The 22599-nt window shown below is 60.9% G+C and carries 18 protein-coding genes and 1 tRNA gene; 15 read left to right on the forward strand and 4 right to left on the reverse strand.

Annotated elements, in window-relative coordinates; translation table 11 throughout:
- Positions 1 to 50: 50 nt before the first annotated feature.
- The 8 genes from ABQZ00_RS09115 to ABQZ00_RS09150 all read left to right on the forward strand — a co-directional run bounded on the left by ABQZ00_RS09115 (position 51) and on the right by ABQZ00_RS09150 (position 5678).
- On the forward strand, positions 51 to 911 hold the full coding sequence (locus ABQZ00_RS09115; protein ID WP_323537010.1) for a PhzF family phenazine biosynthesis protein: 861 nt from the start codon (positions 51 to 53) through the stop codon (positions 909 to 911).
- Positions 908 to 1387: a RidA family protein gene (locus tag ABQZ00_RS09120; RefSeq protein WP_323537009.1), complete on the forward strand. Its 480-nt coding sequence runs from the start codon at positions 908 to 910 to the stop codon at positions 1385 to 1387. The genes ABQZ00_RS09115 and ABQZ00_RS09120 overlap by 4 nt, the downstream gene beginning before the upstream one ends.
- 11 nt (positions 1388 to 1398) lie before the next feature.
- Complete coding sequence (locus tag ABQZ00_RS09125; RefSeq protein ID WP_323537008.1) at positions 1399 to 2652, forward strand: lyase family protein; 1254 nt, start codon at positions 1399 to 1401, stop codon at positions 2650 to 2652.
- Positions 2653 to 2685: 33 nt separating this feature from the next.
- Positions 2686 to 3435: a sulfite exporter TauE/SafE family protein gene (locus ABQZ00_RS09130; RefSeq protein ID WP_323537007.1), complete on the forward strand. Its 750-nt coding sequence runs from the start codon at positions 2686 to 2688 to the stop codon at positions 3433 to 3435.
- 309 nt (positions 3436 to 3744) lie between these two features.
- Positions 3745 to 4356 (forward strand): hypothetical protein, encoded by a 612-nt coding sequence (locus ABQZ00_RS09135; RefSeq protein WP_323537006.1) that lies wholly within the window; start codon positions 3745 to 3747, stop codon positions 4354 to 4356.
- Positions 4357 to 4655: 299 nt separating this feature from the next.
- Positions 4656 to 4889 (forward strand): AbrB/MazE/SpoVT family DNA-binding domain-containing protein, encoded by a 234-nt coding sequence (locus ABQZ00_RS09140; protein WP_323537005.1) that lies wholly within the window; start codon positions 4656 to 4658, stop codon positions 4887 to 4889.
- Complete coding sequence (locus ABQZ00_RS09145) at positions 4876 to 5289, forward strand: PIN domain-containing protein (protein ID WP_323537004.1); 414 nt, start codon at positions 4876 to 4878, stop codon at positions 5287 to 5289. The genes ABQZ00_RS09140 and ABQZ00_RS09145 overlap by 14 nt, the downstream gene beginning before the upstream one ends.
- Positions 5290 to 5312: 23 nt before the next feature.
- A complete protein-coding gene (locus ABQZ00_RS09150; protein WP_323537003.1) occupies positions 5313 to 5678 on the forward strand; it encodes a DUF3742 family protein in 366 nt (121 codons plus the stop codon).
- A gap of 10 nt (positions 5679 to 5688) precedes the next feature.
- Here ABQZ00_RS09150 and ABQZ00_RS09155 read toward each other — a convergent pair whose 3' ends face one another.
- Complete coding sequence (locus tag ABQZ00_RS09155) at positions 5689 to 7209, reverse strand: conjugal transfer protein TraG N-terminal domain-containing protein (RefSeq protein ID WP_323537002.1); 1521 nt, start codon at positions 7207 to 7209, stop codon at positions 5689 to 5691.
- 947 nt (positions 7210 to 8156) lie between these two features.
- On the opposite strand from ABQZ00_RS09155, the gene ABQZ00_RS09160 reads away from it, so the two are divergent.
- The 3 genes from ABQZ00_RS09160 (at position 8157) to ABQZ00_RS09170 (ending at position 15270) form a co-directional block, all read left to right on the forward strand.
- Positions 8157 to 11471, forward strand: a complete 3315-nt coding sequence (locus ABQZ00_RS09160) for an NERD domain-containing protein (RefSeq protein WP_323537001.1) — start codon at positions 8157 to 8159, stop codon at positions 11469 to 11471.
- A gap of 219 nt (positions 11472 to 11690) precedes the next feature.
- Positions 11691 to 13490, forward strand: a complete 1800-nt coding sequence (locus ABQZ00_RS09165) for an ATP-dependent nuclease (RefSeq protein WP_323537000.1) — start codon at positions 11691 to 11693, stop codon at positions 13488 to 13490.
- Positions 13483 to 15270 carry an ATP-dependent helicase gene (locus tag ABQZ00_RS09170; protein ID WP_323536999.1) on the forward strand — a complete coding sequence of 596 codons (1788 nt, stop codon included), beginning with the start codon at positions 13483 to 13485 and terminating at the stop codon, positions 15268 to 15270. The genes ABQZ00_RS09165 and ABQZ00_RS09170 overlap by 8 nt, the downstream gene beginning before the upstream one ends.
- 1161 nt (positions 15271 to 16431) lie before the next feature.
- Here ABQZ00_RS09170 and ABQZ00_RS09175 read toward each other — a convergent pair.
- Positions 16432 to 16515 (reverse strand) — tRNA-Leu (locus ABQZ00_RS09175).
- Between the two features lie 141 nt (positions 16516 to 16656).
- Between ABQZ00_RS09175 and ABQZ00_RS09180 the strand changes: the two genes are divergently transcribed.
- Positions 16657 to 17949, forward strand: coding sequence for a nucleotide sugar dehydrogenase (locus ABQZ00_RS09180; RefSeq protein WP_323536998.1), 1293 nt, complete (start codon positions 16657 to 16659; stop codon positions 17947 to 17949).
- Here the strand turns inward: ABQZ00_RS09180 and ABQZ00_RS09185 are convergent.
- Both ABQZ00_RS09185 and ABQZ00_RS09190 read right to left on the reverse strand, forming a co-directional pair.
- Positions 17933 to 19195 (reverse strand): TIGR03862 family flavoprotein, encoded by a 1263-nt coding sequence (locus tag ABQZ00_RS09185; protein WP_323536997.1) that lies wholly within the window; start codon positions 19193 to 19195, stop codon positions 17933 to 17935. The two genes, ABQZ00_RS09180 and ABQZ00_RS09185, sit on opposite strands and share 17 nt — an antisense overlap.
- Positions 19196 to 19206: 11 nt before the next feature.
- A complete protein-coding gene (locus ABQZ00_RS09190) occupies positions 19207 to 19638 on the reverse strand; it encodes an FKBP-type peptidyl-prolyl cis-trans isomerase (RefSeq protein ID WP_161963885.1) in 432 nt (143 codons plus the stop codon).
- A gap of 59 nt (positions 19639 to 19697) precedes the next feature.
- Here ABQZ00_RS09190 and ABQZ00_RS09195 point away from each other — a divergent pair, with 59 nt between their 5' ends.
- The 3 genes from ABQZ00_RS09195 (at position 19698) to ABQZ00_RS09205 (ending at position 21848) form a co-directional block, all read left to right on the forward strand.
- Positions 19698 to 20063 carry a DUF6164 family protein gene (locus ABQZ00_RS09195; protein WP_323536996.1) on the forward strand — a complete coding sequence of 122 codons (366 nt, stop codon included), beginning with the start codon at positions 19698 to 19700 and terminating at the stop codon, positions 20061 to 20063.
- Between the two features lie 166 nt (positions 20064 to 20229).
- Positions 20230 to 20991 (forward strand): sulfurtransferase, encoded by a 762-nt coding sequence (locus tag ABQZ00_RS09200; protein ID WP_323536995.1) that lies wholly within the window; start codon positions 20230 to 20232, stop codon positions 20989 to 20991.
- A gap of 209 nt (positions 20992 to 21200) precedes the next feature.
- Entirely contained in the window at positions 21201 to 21848 is a 648-nt protein-coding gene (locus tag ABQZ00_RS09205) for a response regulator (protein ID WP_055854221.1), read from the forward strand.
- Positions 21849 to 22599 lie beyond the last annotated feature (751 nt).

A 22599-nucleotide genomic window follows, 5' to 3' on the forward strand; every position in this document is an offset into this window, starting at 1 on the left:
AGCATAGGGTTTCCCCAAGTCCAAGCCATGCATCGACCCGGGCGCCGTTGGTGCGGGTCTTCACCATCGATGGCGATCCACGCGGCGGCAATCCCGCGCCGGTCTGGCTGGACGCCGAGGCCATGACCGGTGCCGAGATGCAATCGCATGCGCGTGCCAGCGGTCACGAGTCCGTCTTCGTGACCGTGTGCAGCGACGGCACGCATCGCTGGCACATGCGCTACTTCGTACCGATGCACGAGATGGAAATGTGTGGCCACGCCACCATCGCCGCGCTGTGGCTGCTGCATGCGCAGGACCGTTGGGACGGAGGCCCGGTCGCGATCCGCACGGCCAGCGGGACGGTGCATGGGCGCAGGATGGACGGTCGCATCGAAATCAGCCAGCCACCGGCTTGCATGCGGTTGCTGGGCGAGGGGCACATCCGTTCGATTGTGCAGTGCCTGGGGCTCAGAACGTCGCAGGTCGTCGATGGCGTATTGAATGCCTCCACCAGTCGGACCAAGACGCTCATCCGGCTGGACAGCATGCAAACCCTGCACGCCCTGCGCGTCAATGCGGAGCAGGTACCCATCGTCTGTGAGCGCATTGGTTCAACCGGGTTGTATCCCTATGCCGTCTCCCGCGTCGAACCGCGGGAGGTGCATTGCAGTGCGCGACAGTTTCCCAGGGCGTCCGGCTATCTGGAGGACCCGGCGACAGGCATCGCTGCCGCTGCCCTGGCCTGGGGATTGCGCCGCATGGCGCTGGTGGGGCCGAGGTCCGCGGTGGTCACCGTCCGGCAGGGCGAGGCGATGGGATCTCCCTCTCAGATCACGGTGCGCATGCCCGCGGTGACCCAGGAGGCCGAGGGCTGCTGGGTGGGTGGCCAAGCGCTGTTGGAAACAGATTGGGGAGGGCAGTGGATATGAACCACGTTGTTTGCGCAGCCGACCGAAGGCTCGATGCACTGGTGGCGGGCGAGCCTGAGCTGAAGCCATCGGGCCGCTACAGCAGCTTCTTCCAGATTGGCGATTGCTGGGTGTCCAGCGGCGTGGTGGGGCGGCAGGGTGGTGCCATCATCGCCGGTCCACTGCGGAGCGAAGAGGACGTATCTATCGGCGAACGGGCGGCTGCCGCCGCGGTGCTGCTGCTCCTGCGCGCGGCGCAAAAGGCGCTGGGCACCCTGGGCCGGGTCGATCGTGTCGTCACGCTGCAGGGCTTCATCAGCAGTACCGCGGACTTCCGAGACCACGTGCGGGTGATGGATGCGGCGTCGGCCTGCCTGCAGGACGTGCTGCCGCAATCACCGTTGCCCGCTCGCACGGCGGTGGGCGTGGCGTCGTTGCCCGGTGGCGGCGCGGTCGAGGTGATCATGGTGCTCGCGACCCGCGACATCCCGGATTGAAGGAGGCAAGAATGGTCGATCCGAAATGGGGCGCCTACACGGCCGATGCCCTCATGCACTATCCGAGCGGCCTGGGCCGGATTCCATGCAGCCTGATCCACGCTTTCGGGCTGCAAAAGCAGGCGAGCGCGCGGGCCAATGCGCACCTGCAGGAACTGCCGGTGCCCATTGCCGACGCCATTGCACTTGCTGCGCAGGAAGTGGCGGCGGGGGCGTGGGACGCGCATTTCCCACTCGGAATGTGGCAGGCAGGCGATGGCAACCAGACCCACATCAACGTCAACGAAGTGATCGCGTGCCGGGCGGCCGAGCTCATGGCCGAGACCAAGGCGGGGTCACCCGACATCGGGTCGGTTGCCGAAATCCATCCGCTCGACCACGTCAACCGGAACCAGTCGTCCAACGACAGCTGGCCGACCGTGGTGCATATGGCACTGGCCCGCGAACTACAGGCTTCGTTTTCTTCATCGCTGGAGACCTTGGCGACGGCGCTGGACCTCTTCGCAGCGAGGCATCATGAGACAGCCAAGGTCGGTCGCACCTTTCTGCGCGACGCGCATTGCACGACGGTAGGCATGGAGTTCCGTGGATTCGCCGCCTTGCTGCGCGGCTCTCAATCCCATCTGGCGACCGCCTGCGAAACGCTGCGAGTGCTCCCTCAAGGGGGCGGCGCAGTGGGCAATGGCGCAGGAGTCCATCCGGGCTTCGGGACACGCTTTGCGGAGGAGCTGCGTACGCTGACGGGCATGCCGTTTCAGTCGGCGCCGCAGCCATGCGCGGCCCAAGTGGTGGATACGGCGTTGCTGACGGTATGGAGCGGGTTGGTCATGATCTCGGTGGTGTGTTTGAAGCTCTGCCGCGACATCGAGCTACTGGGATCGGGGCCCGCATGCGGATTAGGCGAGCTGTTACTGCCCGCGGTGGGGCCGGGTTCCTCCAGCATGGCCGGCAAGGTCAATCCGACCCACGCCTCCATGTTGGAGATGATGTGCATGAAGGTGCTGTCCGACCACGCGATGGTCTGTGCCTCGCTGTCGAGCGCGCGTCTGCAACTCAATACGACCTATCTGCTGGCCGCTTGCGTGACCGTGGATGCGGTTGAGACGCTAGGGCAGGGCCTGGAGTGCTTTGCCAGCTCGTGTATCGATCAGTTGGAGGTCCATCATTCGCAGTTGGACGTACACCTGGCAAAAGGGCCGGGTGCGCGGTATCTGCAGTCGCGAGAGCTGGGATATGACGCGGTGGCGAGGCAAGATGTGCAGTGAGCGCAGCGCGTAGCAAATCGGAGTGACGGGTGCATGGACGATGTGTTTTGGGTGGTGGTGATCGGTGCCGTGGTAGCAGGCTTCGTGCAGGGCTTGTCGGGTTTTGCGTTCAGTCTGGTTGCGATGTCGTTTTGGGCCTGGGCGTTGGAGCCGCGCATTGCCGCGGCGCTCGCCGTCTTCGGTGCATTGACAGGGCAACTGTTGGCCGTGGCATCTGTGCGACGTGGTTTTGACTGGCGCGTGTTGCTGCCTTTCGTGTTGGGCGGATTCGCGGGTATTCCGCTGGGCGTGGCCTTGCTGCCGCGGATCGATATGGCCATGTTCAAGGCGATCCTGGGCACACTGCTGGTGCTGTGGTGCCCTGCGATGCTGATGGCCAAGCGGCTACCCCGCATTCGCAAAGGCGGACGTGTCGCCGATGGGGTCGTGGGGCTGGCCGGTGGCATCATGGGCGGCCTTGGCGGCTTCACCGGCGCGCTGCCCACGCTGTGGTGCACGCTGCGCGGCTACGAGAAGGACCAGCAGCGCGCCGTGATCCAAAACTTCAACTTGTCGATGCTGCTGGTCACAATGGCGACGTACCTGGGCACCGGGGCGGTCACACGGGACATGCTGCCGCTGTTCGCCATCGTGGCGCCTGCGATGCTCGTACCGACCTTGCTTGGTGCTCGACTGTACGTCGGCCTGAGCGAGGCGACCTTTCGGCAGGTTGTGCTGGGGCTACTCACCGCGTCGGGCGTGGCGATGTTGCTTTCGTCCGTGCCAGACCTGCTGCGGAGATGATCTCTCGACGTGCATTGGGCCTGCACAGGTCGGGGCGAGCTCTACAGCCATAGTTGATCCATTCGCCTTCCGTCTCCGTCTGCTGTAGCTGCAGGGATTGATTGGGTAGATCCCTGTTCGTTGCCTGCTTCTGCCCGGCCTTCAAGGCGGTGTCACTCTGGCTCGCTATGTTTGGCGGCTTATGTCGGGTGGGGGAATGTTCCGCGTCGTTCGTCTTATTTTTAGGCCCTTCTAAACGTCAAACAGCCTTTTGAACGCCAAGGTGAAGTGTTGGAACGGGTCAACCAATCCATGAGGCAAGAGGTCTGTATGCACGACGACGTAAGCCAGGACCACCATCCGTCCCAAGCCGAATTACTCGAGATGGCAGCTCGGGGGCGTGAGACGCTCACCATCTATGAAGGAGGTGGTTTTTCGAGCGCGCTGCTCTGGATATTGGCGCTACTGTGTGCACTTCCCGGCGTGGCGATGCTTCGGAGCAACATCGTCTTTGCCTTGGCGTTTATAGCCATGGCGGCCGCATTGGGGATGCTCGCCCGCGGGCTTGGGCGACGCAGAAAACTTCCCTTGTTGACGCTCAGCGCCCAGGGGCTTCAGTACTCAGCCGTCACACAGGCGATCCCGTGGACGGCGATCGAAAATTACCGGGTCGGCGCTGGCAGTCACCGTGGTGAGAATCTGATTCTCTTCGTGGATCTGTCCAGTGACTATGACGTCCCACTCAAGGACGCCCGCTCGGTCAGCGCTTGGCATAGCGTCGGGCGCTCCTGGTACAACGCCAAACAAGACTGGATCATCTTCAAGGTTCCACGCGTCCAGGGAATGACCAACCCTCAATTGATCGAACTTTTCTCCACGTATTGGCAAGCAGGGCTCGCACGTGCGCAGCTCGGGAACCTGGACGAGTCGTCGGTGGGGTGAGCATCAAGGCAGCGCCAGCGATTTGGATAGCATCCCTGGCTGCACTCTGATTCGTGCAGGGGCATGTAGCTGCTAACAAGCTTGGCTCTTTGGCGGGTGCCACTGTTTTGGCGGCAAAAAGTAGCGAAAAGCCTTTTTTCCTTTTCAGGATAGAGCCTTTCCCCTTGCTGCCCCTTCCATTCCATTTACCCTTTGACGTGCCTGGCCGGGCGTCACTGCCGCAATGAAGCTGGGGTTGCGGAGACGCTCAGGAGTTGTAGGATATACGTCAATTGTGTATATCCTTGAAGGGCGCTAACATGCAAGTCGCAAAGTGGGGCAATAGTCTGGCAGTGCGTCTGCCTGCAAGCCTGGTGGAGGCCCTGGAGTTGCGCGAGGGCGACGACATCGAGATTGTCGTGGACGAGCCACGCCTTTTCGCGGTGCGCAAGAAGCCAGGTTCGGAAGCTTTGTTGGAGCGGCTTCGCACGTTCCGCGGCAAGCTGCCGGCAGATTTCAGGTTCAATCGGGAAGAGGCCAATGGTCGGGGGTAGGGCCAAGATATTCCTGGACAGCAACGTGGTGCTTTACCTGTTGTCCGAGGACTCCGCGAAGGCGGATGATGCTGAAAAGCTCCTTCAGCGGCGGCCGATCATCAGCGTGCAGGTGCTCAACGAAGTCACTCACGTGTGTGTGCGCAAGCTCAAGATGGGGTGGGGCGAGGTGGGGCAATTCCTTGCGCTGGTGCGGGAATTCTGCAAGGTTGTGCCTCTCACGGTCGACGTGCACGACCGGGCTCGGCAGTTGGCCGAACGGCACCAGCTGTCGTTCTACGATGCCTGCATCATTGCGGCGGCAGCCATCGAAGGCTGTCAGACCCTGTACACGGAAGACATGCACCACGGCCTCATCATCGAAGAAAGCCTTTCGATCCGGAATCCCTTCAACACCTGATCCAACGATTGCAGGAGGACACCATGATGGCTACCTCTTACTCCAAGCCAACATTGAGCCGCAGGGCTGGACGTGCTGCAGCGCGGATATGGTGTTGGCTGCTGTTTCGGAATCAGCAGCTCAGAGGATGGATGGTCGCCGCCGGTATGCCGTCGGGAGTGGCGAGGGTGGCAGGTACCGTAAGCCTGCTGATCGTTGTAGGGATGCTGTTCTATATAGCGTTCTGGCTGGGTATTGCCGTGCTCGCCACAATGGCTGTCGTTTGTTTTGTAGGTTGCATTGATGCACTCGACACTACTGAGGAAGCTCGGTGGCGAGACGGCGTGGCCGGATATGGCCTGTACAGGGGCGAAATCCGAATTGATCCGGGTGAGCAAGAGGAACCATGAGCGATAGCGGTTACTTCGACCGCATAGACTTCGCAGCGTTGATTGCAACGTCGCCCCCCTTGCCTCCTGCAGATCTCGCGCCTTCGGTGCCGGTCGTGAGCAGCTGGGCGATATTGCCGGCGCGAACCCCGGCCCAACCCAGCGCGGCAACCCAGAGGCTGGGTAGCACGATGAACATCATGGCCATTACGAAGTTCAGGAGCATGTCTCCAAAGGCATTGTTGAGGCCTAGAAACAGGTTGAGGTTGCTGTGCGGTGAATTCCACCCGTAGAGCGCATCAAGGATGGTGCTATCAAGCCAGCGCGCCAACTGGAACCAGAAATCCACGAAGAACAGCGCGAACTGCACGCAGCTCATCGTCACCACCGCCTTGAGGTCGTAAGTGCCAAATAGCAGGACGAGAGGGATGCAGATGACCATCGCCATCTTGAGAAACGACAGAACCATCGGCAGCGCCTGCCGCACCACATCCATCGCCGGGAAGAACCCGATCGAGCCAGTTGCCAGACCGACGTCAGCTGCGCCGCGCGTCACGATGTTGGGTAGCGTCATGTCCACCTGGCCGCCGTAGTCGGCGTAGGCCTGTCCTTGGTTCATTGTCTGCTGCCGCGGTGCGGCGATCGCGCGGATGATGGCATCGTCCGCCTGTTGGCGTGAGACGAAACCCACCCATCGCCCGATACGCGACAGCAGATCGGGATCCACCTGGGCGAGCAAACGGCTACGCAAACCTTGGTCTCCGCCCGACCACCATTGCTGGCAGGTTGGATAGCCGCCTCCGTTGTCCACCTGGGCTAGGCCTGCATCGCGCGTTGCGTTATATGGCCACGCGGAGCGCGGTGTTTGCGAGTGGTAGGTGTCGTAGAACCCGCTGGTTCCCTGGAAGTAGGCCGATCCGATCCAGGTCACATCGTTCATCTGTGCGTCGGAGAGCACTGGCCGTCCCATGAAGAGCTTGGACCGCGCGGGTCCGTAACAGTCATGGGTGAAGTCGGCCACCTCCTGAGCGAGTACCGGATCGTTGATGCGTGTGCTATCGATGTCCATGCGTACCTGCCGAAGGTCTGTCCCGCACGGGATGGCAGCGACCGCCGCGCCGGTAATCGCTTTCGAGATCGCATGCATGAAGAACCACCAGACCGGCACCTGCGCACTTTGGTTGTTGAGGGAGGTGTAGGCATTGGACCATCGGGTGTCCTGAGGCGTCGCCACATCCACCTTGCACTGCTTGGAGCGCGTGGCATCGAACTGGATCGTCGAGAGATTGATGTTGATAAAGGGGATGCCAGCGAACAGGATGACCACGATGCCGACCCACACGCGGTTCTCAATGCGGACCGCCGACAGGAGTCCCTTGTTCCCCTCGTCGGCGCCTTCGGTGCGCGCACGGAGCCATTCTTGGATGACGATGGATACGAAGGGCAGGGCGAACACGCCGCTGGCGACCAAGATGTTCCATATCCCGTTGTGCACGATCCAGCCGACCAGCGTGAGGTAGTACTCCAGGTAGTCTGTGGTGTAGAGGGTCATAGGATCTCTGCGCGCCGTTCGTGACCATGGCTATGTGCTTGCTTAGTCGCCGCTTGTTCCAGGACCAAGGCTGCAGGGCCGGAAAGGGGCACCCGCGCTGCTGGGGCGCTACCTTGCAATCAAGGCCATGTTTAATGGAGCTTGATATTGGGGGCAACGCGTCTGTGTATAGGTGGAACAATCCGAACTGTGCGCACCCTGATTCTTATGTTGGCGTCCAGGGACGAGGGCAACCAAGAATTGAAGGCCTACTGGCTACCGGTTATGGTGCCGGGAGCCTTCGTTGCCGTGTATCTGATGGCCGTCGACGTCCCTCCTAGGTCTTGGAAGCCATATTGAATCGTCCTTTGAGTGTTGCAGGAGTCCGGAGTAGCACACCTGAGTTATGTATTCCAGCGAAGCTGACGAGCAAGCCCACTAACATGAACATCACTAGGTGATCGCCCTAAACCCGGCTGGTATCGGCCAGAAGCTGCTGTTGGCTAGGCCTCGTCCGAGATCCTCTTCAGGCCGATTGCTGCCTCGCACGCAGTCGCCGGCGAACAGCTACCTGCGACCAAAAGCCGACAGTGAAGACGAAGGATGACGCCTTGCTGAACGAACATCTCAGCGCTGACCGAGCGGAAAATCGAGGCATTCATTCTGGGCACACGCTGACCGGGCTTTGGCAGGTCTATGGGCAATATGGAAACCGGGCTCAGCAGCCAGAAAAACTCTGATGGAGAATGTATCAGGGCAATAGGTTCGGCTTACGGAGGAACTATGGACTCGTTTTCCACACGACCGGGCTATTTAAGGCCGGCTGCAGAACTCCGCATCTGGTTCGAAGCTCCGGAAGCGCTGAGGGCGGCCGGCGTCTCCATCGGCTACCAGCGCGGCTTTGCATCCAGCGAAATTCGTCTTGCGCTGTGTCGCAATTTGGCGCACCGTGTGGGTCATGCAAGCTGATGAGCGCAGCACTTCACTGCGGAGGTGGCATTCGTCTCTTCATCGGAGAGCGCATCGAGCACGCCTCGGACCGCGAGATCCTAGTCACCGTTTGCGACGCTCTAAACAAGGGTACCGAATGGGCCTACGTATTTGCCAACTTCAACGTTAGCGGGCGTCAGGTTGATGTCGCGATATTCTCCGCCACAACCACGCTTGTCATTGAGGCCAAAGGGTACACGCAGCCGGTTAAGGGTGGAGTAAACGGCAGTTGGACTCAGGTCGGACCGTATGGCAGCCGAAAGCTTCGCAACGGGTACACGCAAGCTCTGGATGCCAAGAATGCGTTGCGTGATGTCATGGCCGGGCTATTCGGTCCTCTTCGCGGCTATCCCAACGCCTTGCTCGCCATTGCTCCGGCAATTCCTTCCGGATCCTCGTTGCCACCAAGTGATTTCAAGGTGGCCATTGGTGGATCGGATGCGGTCGAGGTTGCGCTCAGAGCAACGTCAGGAGCTTTGTTGAGTGAAGAGCGATGCGAAGCCTTAGCAGCTCATTTGGGCCTCGAACGCGTATCGGGGCGAGGTGCAGCAATTCACGACGCTGTGCTCGCAGCAGAACGAAATCTGTTGAGGTATGAGTCTTCCTTCTTGGGGTTTCACGGGCCAACTGGTAAGCGACTTGAAGACGATCAATACAACCTTGGCGACAAGCTGATTTCGGCATCTGAGGTTCTGGAGAAGGCGCTGTTGTCGCGATCCGCCCTCCTCATCCGGGGGCCGTCAGGCTGTGGGAAGTCTTTGCTGAGTGCACGCATCGCCACGGAATGTTTACAGGCCGGAGTGCTACCGATCCACATCCAAGGCAAAGACTTCGAGGGCAAGCTACAGAAGATCATTGACGCTGAACTTGGACTACTCGGTACTTCCGCACGCGATCTGCTAAGTGCGAGCCGCCACCTTGGAAGGCAGCTCGTTCTGTTTCTTGATGGCTACAACGAGTGTCCGGAGCCTTTACACACTGTTTTGACGCGAGCCCTCCAAGCGTTCTCCTTGCGCTATGGGGCGGGCGTTGTTCTAACCTCACAGAACGCCATGTCTAGGCAAGAGCTCCTGTCAATCGAGGAGATTCTCGTCAGTCCGCCGCAATCCGCGCTGAAGTCACGGCTCGCTAAACTTAGCCCGGAAGATGAAAACTTCACGAACGGCCAAGCCCTCCTTGAGATAGCCCGCTCAGGGCTTGAAGCAGAACTTATAGGGCAGGCCGCCGCATCGTTGCCCGCCGGGGCAAGTAAATTCCTCATATTCGATACGGTCGCCCGAAGGCGCCTCGGCGATTCCGCTGCTGCGGGAACACGCGCGCTGTGCGGGTTTGCTGAAGAACTGATCTCTCAAGCTGCATTCAGCTTATCCGTACGAGAGTTCGACAGGTTTTGCGATGCTACGGACGTGGCAGACGTGACGCGGCGCTTGATCCTCCAGTCGCGGCTCGTGTCTCAGCGCGGCGACAGAATCAGCTTCTCCCACGAGATGTTTTTCTCCGCCTTCATGGCGGAGTCCGTGGTTCGCGCGGCGCGCAAAGATTCGGAGCGTGTGCAAGCTGTGCTGCGATCCCCGCGGTTCCATGGCTCTAAGGTTCTCATCATCGGAGCGATTGAGGACGATTCGACGTTAAGGGATGTCCTGGACAAGAATACGGACCAGGGCATCCTGGAGTCATGCGTCAGAGGAGAGTGTGGAGACGCGGCTAGACGTATCGTGAACGCAAAGCTTGACGTGCTGCTCGCGGAAATGGTCGCAGAGACTTCTGACTTGCGCTTCCTATTAAATGGCGAGGGATGGCATAGCAGTTCGATTGAGACTGGCGCTCGTCGTTCAATCCTCGCGGCGTTTGAAGCTTTTCTTCCTGCCATTGGCTGGCTTCTGATACAGGGTCTCCACCTTGATCGAGTTATGACGGCGTGTCGTGCAATGGAAAGGAAGCTTGTCGAAGCCAACCGTGATCTCTACGAGGAAGCAAGGGTTAAGAAGGTGCCTCTTCGGCATGAAACCTTTGGCCAAGCCTTTTTGTTCAATCGCGAGATTGCGCTGTCGCAGCTTGTGAACTTTGTCCACAGTGGCGGCCTTAGCTTTCGCCACAGTCCAGGACCTGAGTTTGATACGGCCCTCAAAAATGCATGGAGCGAAGCAAACACTCATAGCGAGTTTTACTTTCTTCTACGCATCACCAAGTTTACGGAGCATGCAGCTTGGGCCGCGCCATATGTCTTGAATCTTCTTGAGCGGTTAAAAACCTTGCCCTACCACCTACAGCTGGACACGATGGATTTTTGCGTGTGGGTGAGAGATGTGGATGACGTAGTCAAGGCAAAGATGATCGCGGCGCTTGAGGGCTCTATGGATAAGCTCGGCTGGCTCATGAACTCCATGATCTTCGATGCACTGAAGGGGTTGGGCGGGCTGGACGCCGAAGAAGAAAACTACAGAACGGTAGTCTTAGAAGAGATCGAAAGTGCTTTGTCCAATGCGGGGCCGCAGGCCGATACGGAAGCCTGGAATGTCTTCTCTCACCAGTTCGACCACCCATATGACAGCATCTACTGGGAGGAGGTCGACAATCTCGCTCGCAAGCAGAAGCAGCAACTCCTTTTCAAAGCACTCAAAGGAGCGAGCAGCGAGTATGTTTCGTTTGTCGGAATTCTGATTCGCCAGCTTGCAAATTTTGGTGATCCAGCAGTTTCCGAAGCCATTGAACCATGGCTTAGGTTGCCAGCCAAACGCTCTGTCATGCCACAAGATGCGGTCGAGGCATTTTTCGCAGCGCACGAAGCGATGGGAGGTTTGAGCATTCCGCTTCCTGCTGCTCAGGCGTTTCCTGTCGATGTCGATGAAACAATGCGGGCCTGCGGGGAGTTAGCTTACTGGGCTTGCCGGTTGAGCGATTCCGAACTCGAATCATCGACCCATACTCTGGGCGCGCGAACTACGTTACTGGCACACTCCGCTTCCGCAAGTGCTGGAGCTCTGTGGTCTTCAACATCTCGAATGTTGTCTTCGGATGGTGCAAGAACCCAAGTTGCAAAGAGCTATCCAAAAACGGCCCTCGTCATCTGTCGTGATGCACTGAAGCATCGTGAATCTCAGAAGTCGTACGAAGAGCACGGGTTCAAGGATGATCGGGCAAGCATCGCTTCTTTTTCCATCCAAGTGATTGGGCAGTTTGGAGACGCCGACGACTTTGCGGATTTGCGTATTCTTTGCGATGACGAGGGGCTGGGTCGCGAGGCACTCGATGCGATCAAGAAGATTGAAGACCGTATCCGCTACCGGCAGTAATCGCTGCAAAGGGTCCTCCATCCGGTTGCGAAAGGCTGATCTGCGTCTGGGAAATAGTAAGGCGACGATCGCTGTCCGCCGCATAGTTGCAGTACGGGCAGCGTTCTTGGCTGACTAGAACGAGGGTGGCAACCCTTGCCTCCAAAATGTTGGCGAAGGCGATATCGGTGGGGATCGAAACCGAATGGGCTCGGCGAGAATGTCAATTCAGGAGGGATCATGAAGCTCACTCGGGTCTACATCAGCAACTTCCGCAACTTTCGCGAGATCGACGTCGCACTTGACGGCAATGTGGTCATCGTCGGAGAGAACCGCGTAGGCAAGAGCAACTTGTTGCACGCGCTGCGCCTGATCTTCGATCCCGGCCTGCCAGATAGCGCGCGGCAACTGGGGCAAGGCGATTTCTGGGACGGTCTGGGCGAACCGCTCGAGGACGAAAAGATCACAGTTTTCGTCGAGCTCCAGAAGTTCGAGGGTGACCTAGATCTTCTGGCAGAGCTCACGGACTTCAGGCTCGACGATGATCCTCACACCGTGCGTCTGAGCTACGAGTTCCGGCCGATCGCGGGCCTGGATTCGGTGCCGCAGTCCGACGACGACTACGAGTTCCTCTGCTACGGTGGCGAGGCGGGGACCAAGCGGTTCGGGCATGACCTGAGACGGCGCGTCGCCATGGATCTACTTCCCGCGCTTCGGGATGCAGAGGGCGACCTGGCCACCTGGCGCCGCTCGCCCCTGCGGCCCTTGCTTGAGCGAGCGTTCGCGACCATAGCAAGCCAAGACCTTGCGGAAGTACGCAACGCCGTTCACGCTGCGACCGGACAACTAGCGGCGTTTCCGTCCGTGCAGAGCCTGGAGCAGGGCCTGCAAGAGCTGTTTGCGTCCATGAGTGGGCCCAAGCAGGACATCCATCCCCGCCTGGGCTTCAGTACAACAGACGTGACTCGGCTGTTTCGCAACCTTCGCTTGCTCATCGACGGGGGCTTGCGCACCATCAGCGAGGCCAGCCTGGGTTCGGCCAACGTCGCTTTCCTCACGTTGAAGGTCTTGGAACTGCGGCAACTGATGGCCGACAACCGGCGCGACCACACGCTGCTGGCGATCGAAGAACCCGAGGCCCACCTGCACCCCCACCTCCAGCGCTCGGTGTATCGCCAACTATTCGAAGGCTTCGCCGGTGAGGATGCGGGTCACCCGCTTTCGCTGTTGCTGACGACTCACTCGCCACACATCGTGAGCGTTGCTCCACTGCGCTCCCTGGTGCTCTTGCGCGACAGCGCGAACGACGGATCCATTGCAACCTCGGCAGCTTCGATCGAACTCAGCGCGGAGGAAGAAGACGACCTAGCGCGCTACCTGGACGTGACACGGGCCGAGATGCTTTTCGCACGCGGCATTGTCCTGGTCGAAGGGGACGCCGAGAAGTTCCTCCTGCCGGTGTTCGCAGCCTCGATGGGGCACGACCTCGACCATCTCGGGATAACCGTATGCTCGGTGGCCGGCACAAACTTCACACCCTATGTGAGGTTCCTGACGGCAATGGGAATCCCGTTCTCGATCGTGACCGACTGGGATCCCCAGGGAGCGCGCGTGCCGCTCGGCTACAACCGGTCTTGGCGCCTCGTAAAGGTGATCGAGGAAGTGCGCACCGGCGAGGATCAGAACGAATTGATCCGGGAGCTCAAGGAGATCGACAATTACAACGAATTCTCTCAACGCTGCGAGGCGCATGGAGTCTTCACCAACACGAACACTTTGGAGATCGATGTGTTCTGCGACGATGACTTCACGGTAGCCGTAATCGAGACGCTCCGAGAGCAACGTCTCAGCGACGAGCGGCGGGGCTGGGTGGATCAGTGGGAAGCGGCCCCCGAAACCTTGGATGCGGCGAACTACCTCAAGTTGATCGAAGCCGTCGGGAAAGGCCGGTTTGCGCAGCGCCTAGCCTCGCGCATCGAAGGCATTGAGCCGCCGGCCTATATCGGTGGTGCTATCAGCTTTGTAGTCGAACGTGTCTGACCGCGCGGCCTATTTGCACGCCGCGTCGCAGATGCGGGGCAATCCGGGACAATGGGCTGCCTACGAGTCCCACGGCCATTGCGTCGTTCTGGCCGGGCCAGGCAGTGGCAAGACCAAGGCGCTCACGACCAAGATGGCGCGCATGCTCGCAGAAGACGTGCAGGAGCCACGTGGCATCGCCTGCATCACGTACAACAACGAGTGCGCGCGCGAGTTGGAAGACAGACTGGCCGCCCTAGGGGTGGAGCCTGGCGGACGCGTGTTCATCGGCACCGTTCACTCGTTCTCTCTCACGCAGATCGTGCTGCCCTACGCCAAGGCCGCGAGGCTTGGGCTGCCGGAAGGATTCGGCGTGGCGACTCGGGCCGAACGTCAGGCAGCACTAGCCGAAGCCGTCGCCCGCACGGTGGACGTACCGGGTAACCCTCAGGACTGGGACTTCCGACTCGGCAACCATCGCCGTTCAATCTTGAACTGCGACAGCGCGGAGTGGCGTGAGACTGATCCGGAACTCTCGGAGCTGGCGGAAGCCTATGAGATGGAACTGCGCCGACGCGGCTTGATTGACTTCGACGACATGCCCTTATTGGCCCTGCGGGCGCTGCGCGACAACCCGTGGCTCCAGCAGGCGTTGCTCGCCAAGTATCCGATACTAGTCGTCGACGAGTATCAGGATCTCGGTGTGGCGCTGCACCGCATGGTGATGGGATTGTGCTTTCGCGCTGGCATGCGCCTGTTCGCCGTGGGCGACATCGACCAGTCGATCTACGGCTTCACCGGGGCACGTCCTGAACTACTGCGCCGGCTGTCCGAGCGCGAGGATGTCGAGACCGTGCGCCTGCGGCTGAACTACCGCAGCGGCAACCGCATCATCAACGCCTCGGGCGTGGCTTTGGGCGAGCAGCGAGACTACGAAGCTGCCGATGCTACGGCGCAAGGCACGGTATTTATCCATCCGCTGGGGGGCACATATGAGCAGCAGGCTGCACGACTCTTAGGGAACCTGCTGCCGCAGTCTTTGGCGCGCCATCCGGGCCTGAGCTACCAAGACGTGGCGGTCTTGTATCCGGCTGCCTGGATCGGTGACGCGGTAGCCGGCGCCGCTCAGGCTGCCGGCATTCCGATTGCGCGCACGGACGGTAATGCGCTGTACCCGCGTTCCAGCCGTCTGATGCAGTGGCTGGAGTTGTGCGGCCAATGGTGCTGCGGGGGATGGCGCACTGGAGAGCCGCGCTTCACGAGGCTGGTGAGGGAGGGGCGGCGGCTGTTTGCGGAAACGCTCCAGAATGACGAACGGTTCGCGGACTTTCATCGCAGGCTGATCGCTGTCCTGTGGGGCCGCCGAGACGCTGGCCTTGGCTTGCACAACTGGTTGGAGGCGCTACGGGCCGATGTGATCGAGCCCTTGGCTTTGGAGTGCGTCGCCCTGCGCGACGAACTGGAAACGCTGTCCAAGTTTTCGGCACGCGTGGCACCTGCGGGTGACCGTGCCGACATGGCTTTGGGCGAACTGGCCGGCGACGGCGAGCACCTCGACCGCTTGACCCTGTCGACGCTACACAGCGCGAAGGGCCGCGAGTTCGGGGTGGTGTTCTTGTTCGGCATGGACGTAGGCCGTTTGCCGCGCAACGGTGGCGATCGCCAGCAGCTTGCGGAGGCCCGAAGGCTGTTCTATGTGGGGTTCACGCGTGCGAAGGCCGAGGTTCACCTCGTATACACGACGAGGCGAGTGTCGCCGTTCGTGGAAGAGATCGAGCAGCACCTAGCAGGCAATGAGTGACGCGTTGGGGAAGATCAGAGGGCGCCATGCCCTTGGGTGTGACACCGCTGTGGACATATCGCATGGCTGACTGCCCCTAGCCGGTGAACCTCCCACTACATGCGCAACGCACCGGCGATCACGATCTGCGCAGGGTCGAGACTGTACGTCAGCGATGTGACCGACACCTGCCGTTGATGGTCAACCTCCCGAAAGCAACCGCTTCGAAGCGGTTGTCCGCGGCAGATGGGCAAATAACGGCTATGGGCTGCCTGCGACCGGTCGAACTGTAGAACTCAGTTGTCACTAAGAAATGGACTGGGTCGCTGGCAGCGCATGAGCCGAGGCCTAGGGGTGGGCGGGGCATCCCATCAGGGAAGCCTTGTCGGCGTGCTTTTACGCTCAGGACTTGGCCAAGCCCACAAAAGTAGTACATAATAGAGGTCTTCCAACAGAGGGTTGTCTGACAAACCTCTTGTGGATCAAGGAGTTAGAGCGAAAGCGAGCATCTCGTTTCCCGCTCCAAATTCAAACCCCGAATATCTCACGATATCCGGGGTTTTTATTTGCCGCATCATCAAGAACGTTCTCGAATGATCAGACTGCCATTCATGTGAGTTGGCGGCCAAGAAAATATCTGCAGGACGGCAGAGCACCTGTGCGTTTGCGTGGTGAGCGCACGCGTATGCACGGCATGCGGTATCGGTAGGCAGGCGATCAGACACACGCTTAGGCCTGTGACAGGCTGAGGCCCGTGCGATCGTTATCTGGCAAGAACTGGCGAATCGAGATCATCGGAGATGTGCCACCGTCTCATTCAGCGGCAACTTCTCGGGAGCTGCTCGCCACACAGCCACCGTCTCGCAGGCTGCGAATCCCTAGAAGCGCGAAAGCTGCCTGTCCAAGTTCGGAGCGTATACGCCGACTGCTGGCAGTGCGACGCCTGCAAGAGCGTTTGGCGGGCAAGCGCCGCGATGGGAGCCGCGGACACGTTTCAGTGCATGAAGCAGGTCTCACCGCATGCTCGCGCACCCCAAACAACTGTTCGCGGGGCTGCGCTTGCGGAAGGCGACGTTGCTCGGAACAGGCTGACTGCACAACAGCCAGCTCATCGCGGCGTGACAGAGCCTATCGGACGACGACATATCATCGCGTCTGGTAGCAGATTTACTTGTCAGAGTGTGCCCGGGGCGGGGGTCGAACCCGCATAGCCTTGCAGCTGAGGGATTTTAAGTCCCTTGCGTCTACCAATTTCGCCACCCGGGCATTGCGATAGCGTGCCTGATTGCGCGGCGATTGTGAATCTCCAAACGACGATCCTGCCGACGGCCCGAGACATGCCGCGTGCGCTATGCTGCCGCCGCAATACCGCGCGGCAACCGACCGCGCACGATCCCAAGGAACTGCATGTCCGGCAACACGCTTCTCCCCCTGCAGCAGGCACGCATTGCCGTCATCGGGCTCGGCTATGTGGGCTTGCCGTTGGCCGTTGCGTTCGGCGAGCACCGCGACACCCTTGGCTTCGACATCGATACGCAGCGGGTCGCACAACTGCACGACGGTCACGATGCCACGCTGGAGTTGGACGCCGCCGAGTTGGCCGCGGCAACGCAGTTGCGCTACAGCGCAACCGCCACTGACCTGGCGAGCTGCAGCATCTTCATCGTCACTGTGCCGACCCCGATCGACAGCTTCGAGCAGCCGGACCTGGAGCCGTTGCGCAGCGCCACGGCACTAATCGCCGCCGCGCTCAAGCCCGGCGATCTGGTGATCTACGAATCCACCGTATATCCGGGCACCACCGAAGAAGTCTGCGTACCGCTGCTCGAAGCTAGCTCCGGTTTGCGCTTCAACCAAGACTTTTTCTGCGGCTATAGCCCCGAGCGCGTCAATCCGGGCGACCGTCAGCGGCGTCTGCGCGATATTCGCAAGATCACCTCCGGCTCAACGCCGCAGGCTGCCGACACAGTCGATGCGCTGTACGCCAGCATCATCACCGCAGGCACCTGGCGCGCGTCGTCGATGCGCGTGGCAGAAGCAGCCAAGGTGGTGGAAAACATCCAGCGCGACGTCAATATCGCGCTGGTCAACGAGCTGGCGCTGATCTTCGACAAACTCGGAATCGACACGCTCGACGTGCTCGAAGCGGCCGGAACCAAGTGGAATTTTCTGCCGTTCCGGCCCGGTCTGGTCGGCGGCCACTGCATCGGGGTGGATCCGTATTACCTGATGCACAAATCTGAAAGCGTGGGGTACCACCCAGACCTGATCCACACCGCGCGCCAGGTCAATAACCGTGTCGGCCGGCATGTCGCCGAGCGCGTCTGCGGCATGTTGGCGCTGCACGGCGTAACGCTGGCACAAGCGCGGGTGTTGGTGCTGGGCGCCACCTTCAAGGAAAACTGCCCGGACTTGCGCAATAGCCGTGCGCTGGAGTTGGTGCAGTTGCTGCAGGCGGCCGGCGTGCACGTCGATACCTGCGACCCGTGGGCAGACCCGGCCGAAGCCCTGCAGCATGGTGGCGTGCAGCTCTGCGAGTCGCCGGACGAGGGGACCTACGATGCGGTCGTGCTGGCAGTGGCGCATGCGCAGTATCGCGACTACGACGTCGAGCGCATCGCAGCGCTCGGCAAGCCGGGCGCGGTGGTGTACGACGTCAAGTCGGTGTGGCCGCGCGCGGCCGTCAGCGATCGCCTGTAGCGCGCTCGTGCCGGTGTTGCAGCCAGTCGACGGCGCCGAGTGCGGCGCGTCGTCCGCTGGCAAAACATGCGGTCAGCAGATAGCCGCCGGTCGGGGCTTCCCAATCGAGCATTTCGCCGGCACAGAACACGCCCGGTTGTGCGCGCGCCATCAGCTGCGCGTCCAGCGCTTCCAATCGCACGCCACCGGCTGAACTGATTGCCTCGGCCAGCGGACGCGTCCTCAGCAGCCGCAGTGGCAGGTGCTTGAGCGTCCGTGCAACCCGCGCAAGATCGTCGCCGGCCTGTTTGCCCAGGTGCTCGTACAGCAGTGCGGCCTTGACGCCTTCGATGCCGACCTGGCGACGCAAATGCTCGCTGAAACTGCGCCCTTTGCGCGGCAGAGCCAACTCGGCGCTTACCCGTTCCAACGTCCGCCCGGGCACGAGATCCAGGCCGAGCTCGGCCTCGCCGTGTGCATCGATCTGGTTGCGCAACTCTGCGGCGATTGCGTAGATCAAACTGCCTTCGATTCCGCTTTCGGTCGCAACGCATTCGCCTTGCAATGCGTGCTGCACGCCGGCGCCATCGCGCCAGTGCGCGACGACCGGCTTGAGCGGCGCGCCAGCATGCCGTTGCACAAAGTGCGTGCTCCAGTCGATATCGAAACCGCAGTTGGCGGGCACCAGCGGCGCAACGGTGATGCCGCGCTGCTGCAGCGGTGCCTGCCATCGCCCATCCGAGCCAAGCTGTGGCCAACTGCCGCCGCCCAGTGCCAGCACCACTGCATCGGTATGACGTGCGATGTCGCCTGCCGCCGTTGCGAACTGCAGCGCGCCGTCGTCGCTCCATCCCAGCCAGCGATGTTGCACGTGGAAGTTGACGCCCTGGTCCTTGAGTCGGCGCACCCAGCCACGCAGCAGCGGCGCAGCTTTGCGATCAATCGGGAACACGCGCCCCGAGCTGCCGACATAGGTCTCCACACCCAGATCGCGCGCCCAGGTACGCAAGGCGTCCGCATCGAAGTCCTGCAGCCACGATGCCACTTCCTGCGTGCGCTCGCGGTAGCGCTGCGCAAACAGCGGCATCGGGTCGGAGTGGGTGAGATTCAGCCCGCCCTTGCCGGCAATCAGAAACTTGCGTCCTACCGAACCCTTGGCTTCGTAGAGATCGACCGCGATCCCGGCAGCGCACGCGACTTCTGCCGCCATCAGTCCCGCAGGCCCGCCGCCAATGACCGCCAGCCGCGGTTTGTGTGCGTCCATCATTGCTCAGTCACTCAGCGCGGCTGTACGCCGAGCAGCTCCACATCGAACACCAGCGATGCGCCCGGCGGGATCACACCGCCCGCGCCGTTGTCGCCGTAACCGTACTCAGGCGGAATCATCAAGGTGCGCTTGCCGCCCACGCGCATGCCGGCAACGCCCTCGTCCCAACCGCGGATCACCTGGCGACCGCCCAGCACGAACTGGAACGGTTCTGCGCGATCGAGCGAGCTATCGAATTTCTTGCCATGCTTGTCGGCAGCTTTTTCGTCGTACAGCCAGCCGGTGTAGTGCACGGTGACCATCACGCCCGGAGTGGCTTCCGCGCCGGTGCCGACAGTGCGGTCGATCCGCTCGAAGCTGGCGATCGTGCCACCGGACGGCGGCAGGGCAGGTGCACAGCTGGCGAGCAGCAAGGCGGCACAGAGCGTCAACAGAAGGCGCATGGGGTGGTCCATGAAGGAAGGGCGCCATTATCGCACCTGGCTCCCGTTATCATCGCGCCATGGCCAAGCTGCTGCTCAATCTGCTCAATGTTCCCGACGACGAGGCCGATGAGGTGCGGGCATTGCTGCGCGAACACCTTGTGCAGATCTACGAGACCCGGCCCAGCAACTGGGGCATTTCCGCTGGCGGTCTCTGGCTCAGCGACGATGCCGAGTATCCGCGCGCCAAGGCAGTACTGGATGCGTATCAAGCCCAGCGTGGGGCGCTTGCGCGGGCGCAACGCCAGGAAGCCATTGCTGCGGGCACCGCAGAAACGTTTGGCGCATTGCTGCGCAAGCGCCCTGTCTTCGTGATCGTCACGCTGCTGGGGATGTTGATCGTCGCATCGTTGGTATTGCTGCCGTTTCTGCTGCTGCGCGGCTGACGGCGTTCAGCGCCGTGACCGGCGATGGTGGTGGGAGCGGGGCATATCCGACTCCCCACTGTCCGGACGCGCATTGAGTCAGCGCGGTCTGCGCTCGCTGCCTGCAGGGCGATGGATCGTTCGACAAGCGCTCGCTACCCGGGATCGGGCACCCTAAAATATCCGGATGATCACCAATACCGCGGCGTATCAATTCGTCACCGTCCAGGACCCGCAGCAGCTGGCAGACAGCGTGCTGCTACACGCCGAGCAGCAACTGCTGAAGGGCTCTGTGCTGGTGGCCGAAGAGGGCATCAATTTGTTTCTGGCGGGCGACGCCGAGCGGGTTGGTGCGTTTTATCGCTGGCTGCAGGCCGACCTACGGTTTGCGCAGATGCGCATCAAGTACAGCCAGAGCACGCAGCAGCCGTTTGCGCGGCTCAAGGTCAGGGTCAAGCCGGAGATCATCAGCTTCCGTCGCGACGATGCATCGCCGCTGCAAGGCCGTGCGCCGACGGTGACGCCTGCTGTGCTGCGCGAGTGGATGCGCAACGGACGAGATGACCGGGGTCGCCCGTTGGTGCTGTTGGATACGCGCAATGCGCAGGAAGTGGCCTATGGCACGTTCCAGGGCGCGCTGACCTTGCCGATCGACAAGTTCACCGAGTTGCCCGCAGCACTTGCATCGCATCGTGCAGCCTTGGCCGATGCGACGGTGGTGAGCTTCTGCACCGGCGGCATCCGTTGCGAGAAGGCTGCGCTATGGATGCAGGCCGACGGCATGGATAACGTGCTGCAGCTGGAGGGCGGGATTCTTGGCTATTTCGAAGAAGTCGGCGGCGAAGGCTATGACGGTCGCTGTTTTGTGTTCGATGAGCGCGTGGCACTGGATCCCGCATTGCGCCCGCTGGAGGACGATGCGCGGACCACAGAACCGGGAAAAGTCTGACCGGACGCGGCTGTATTGCCCGATGCAGCCGGTCTTGTGGGCGCTTGCATCATGCGAACACGTTGCAATGGCACATCAGGCACGTGTGGTTACATGCAAAAGAGCGCGCTTTTCGCTCTAACTTGAATGTAATACGTCGCATCGTGCTTGCCCTGAATTATTCACGGAGCTAGGCTGCACCAGCCAGCCGCACAGCGAGGACAACAAGGATGACCATCAGAGTTTTTCTGATCGACGATCATGCACTCGTGCGTACCGGCATGAAGATGATCCTGTCCAAGGAAGTGGACGTCGATGTCGTGGGTGAGGCAGAGAGCGGCGAGGCGGCATTGCCGCAGGTTCGTCAGCTCAAGCCGGATATCGTGCTGTGCGATCTGCATTTGCCCGGTGTCAGTGGCCTGGAAATCACCGAGCGCATCGTCAAGGGCGATTACGGCACGCGTGTGATCATCGTCTCGGTGCTGGAAGATGGCCCGTTGCCGAAGCGTTTGCTCGAAGCGGGCGCGTCAGGCTATGTGGGTAAGGGCGGCGACGCGCATGAGTTGTTGCGCGCGGTACGCGAAGTCGCATTGGGGCGGCGTTATCTGGGCAACACGATTGCGCAGAATCTTGCGCTGTCCAATCTGGAAGGTGGCAGCTCGCCATTCGACGCCTTGTCGCCGCGCGAGCTGGAAGTCGCCTTGTTGCTGACGCAAGGTCTGCGACAGGAAGACATCGCCAAGCGGCTGAATCTCAGCGCCAAGACCATCAATACGCACAAGGCGCGCTTGTTCGAAAAAGTCGGTATCCAGGACAACATCGCTCTCGCACGCCTGGCGAATCAATACGGTCTGACCGATCCTGCTCGCACGATGTAGCGCTTTTCACCATCAGCACTCGCCTCTGCGCGTTGGTTGAGCGTAGTTGCGTGATTCGGTGGACCTGAGTGCCTATGCGCCTGTTCGCTGTTTATGCATGGCAGTGAATGTGACTAACTAGCCGTAGCGGGCAATCGTCAGGTAAGTGAATCCGCACCCCGACTGGGCGGATAGCGTGAGAACGGTATCCGCCGCCTCACTGCGGGCCAGTGTGACGAGCCTGTGGCCGGCGTAGGCGACTGGAACTAACTGGACCGACTGCTCTACTGCAGCCAGCCGAACTGCGCGGTTGCAAGCGTCGCTTGATCGACATGCGGCGCACCGACCTGTTCGCCGCGCAGTGCACGTCCGATGCTGACCAAGAACAGGGCGTGTCTGGCTGCTGCGCAGGTGCTGTATTGACGCTCCATGTGCAGTCGTCATTTGCTTTGCCGGTTGCCGGTTGCCGGTTGCCGGATTTCTTGATCGCGTTGATGTGGGGTAGCGTCGAAACCGCTCGACAAAGCCGAGGCCGTTCCCGTTGAACCCTGTCTTTGCCCACTTGATCAGGGGGCAGACTGGTCCTGTTTGCAGAGCGACGTGACAACACGTCCTCGCGAGTACCAGGCAATCGACGCTGCGTTGAACATTTGCGTGAGCCGGGAATGCATCCAGTTCGACGCGTTGCATCGGTGTTGTCGTGGCGAATTGCGCACCAAAAACAAAGCGGCCCGAAGGCCGCCGTGTTTGACGTAGATCTGGCCCGAGCAAT

The sequence above is a fragment of the Xanthomonas sp. WHRI 10204 genome (genome assembly GCF_040202875.1).
Lineage (GTDB): Bacteria > Pseudomonadota > Gammaproteobacteria > Xanthomonadales > Xanthomonadaceae > Xanthomonas.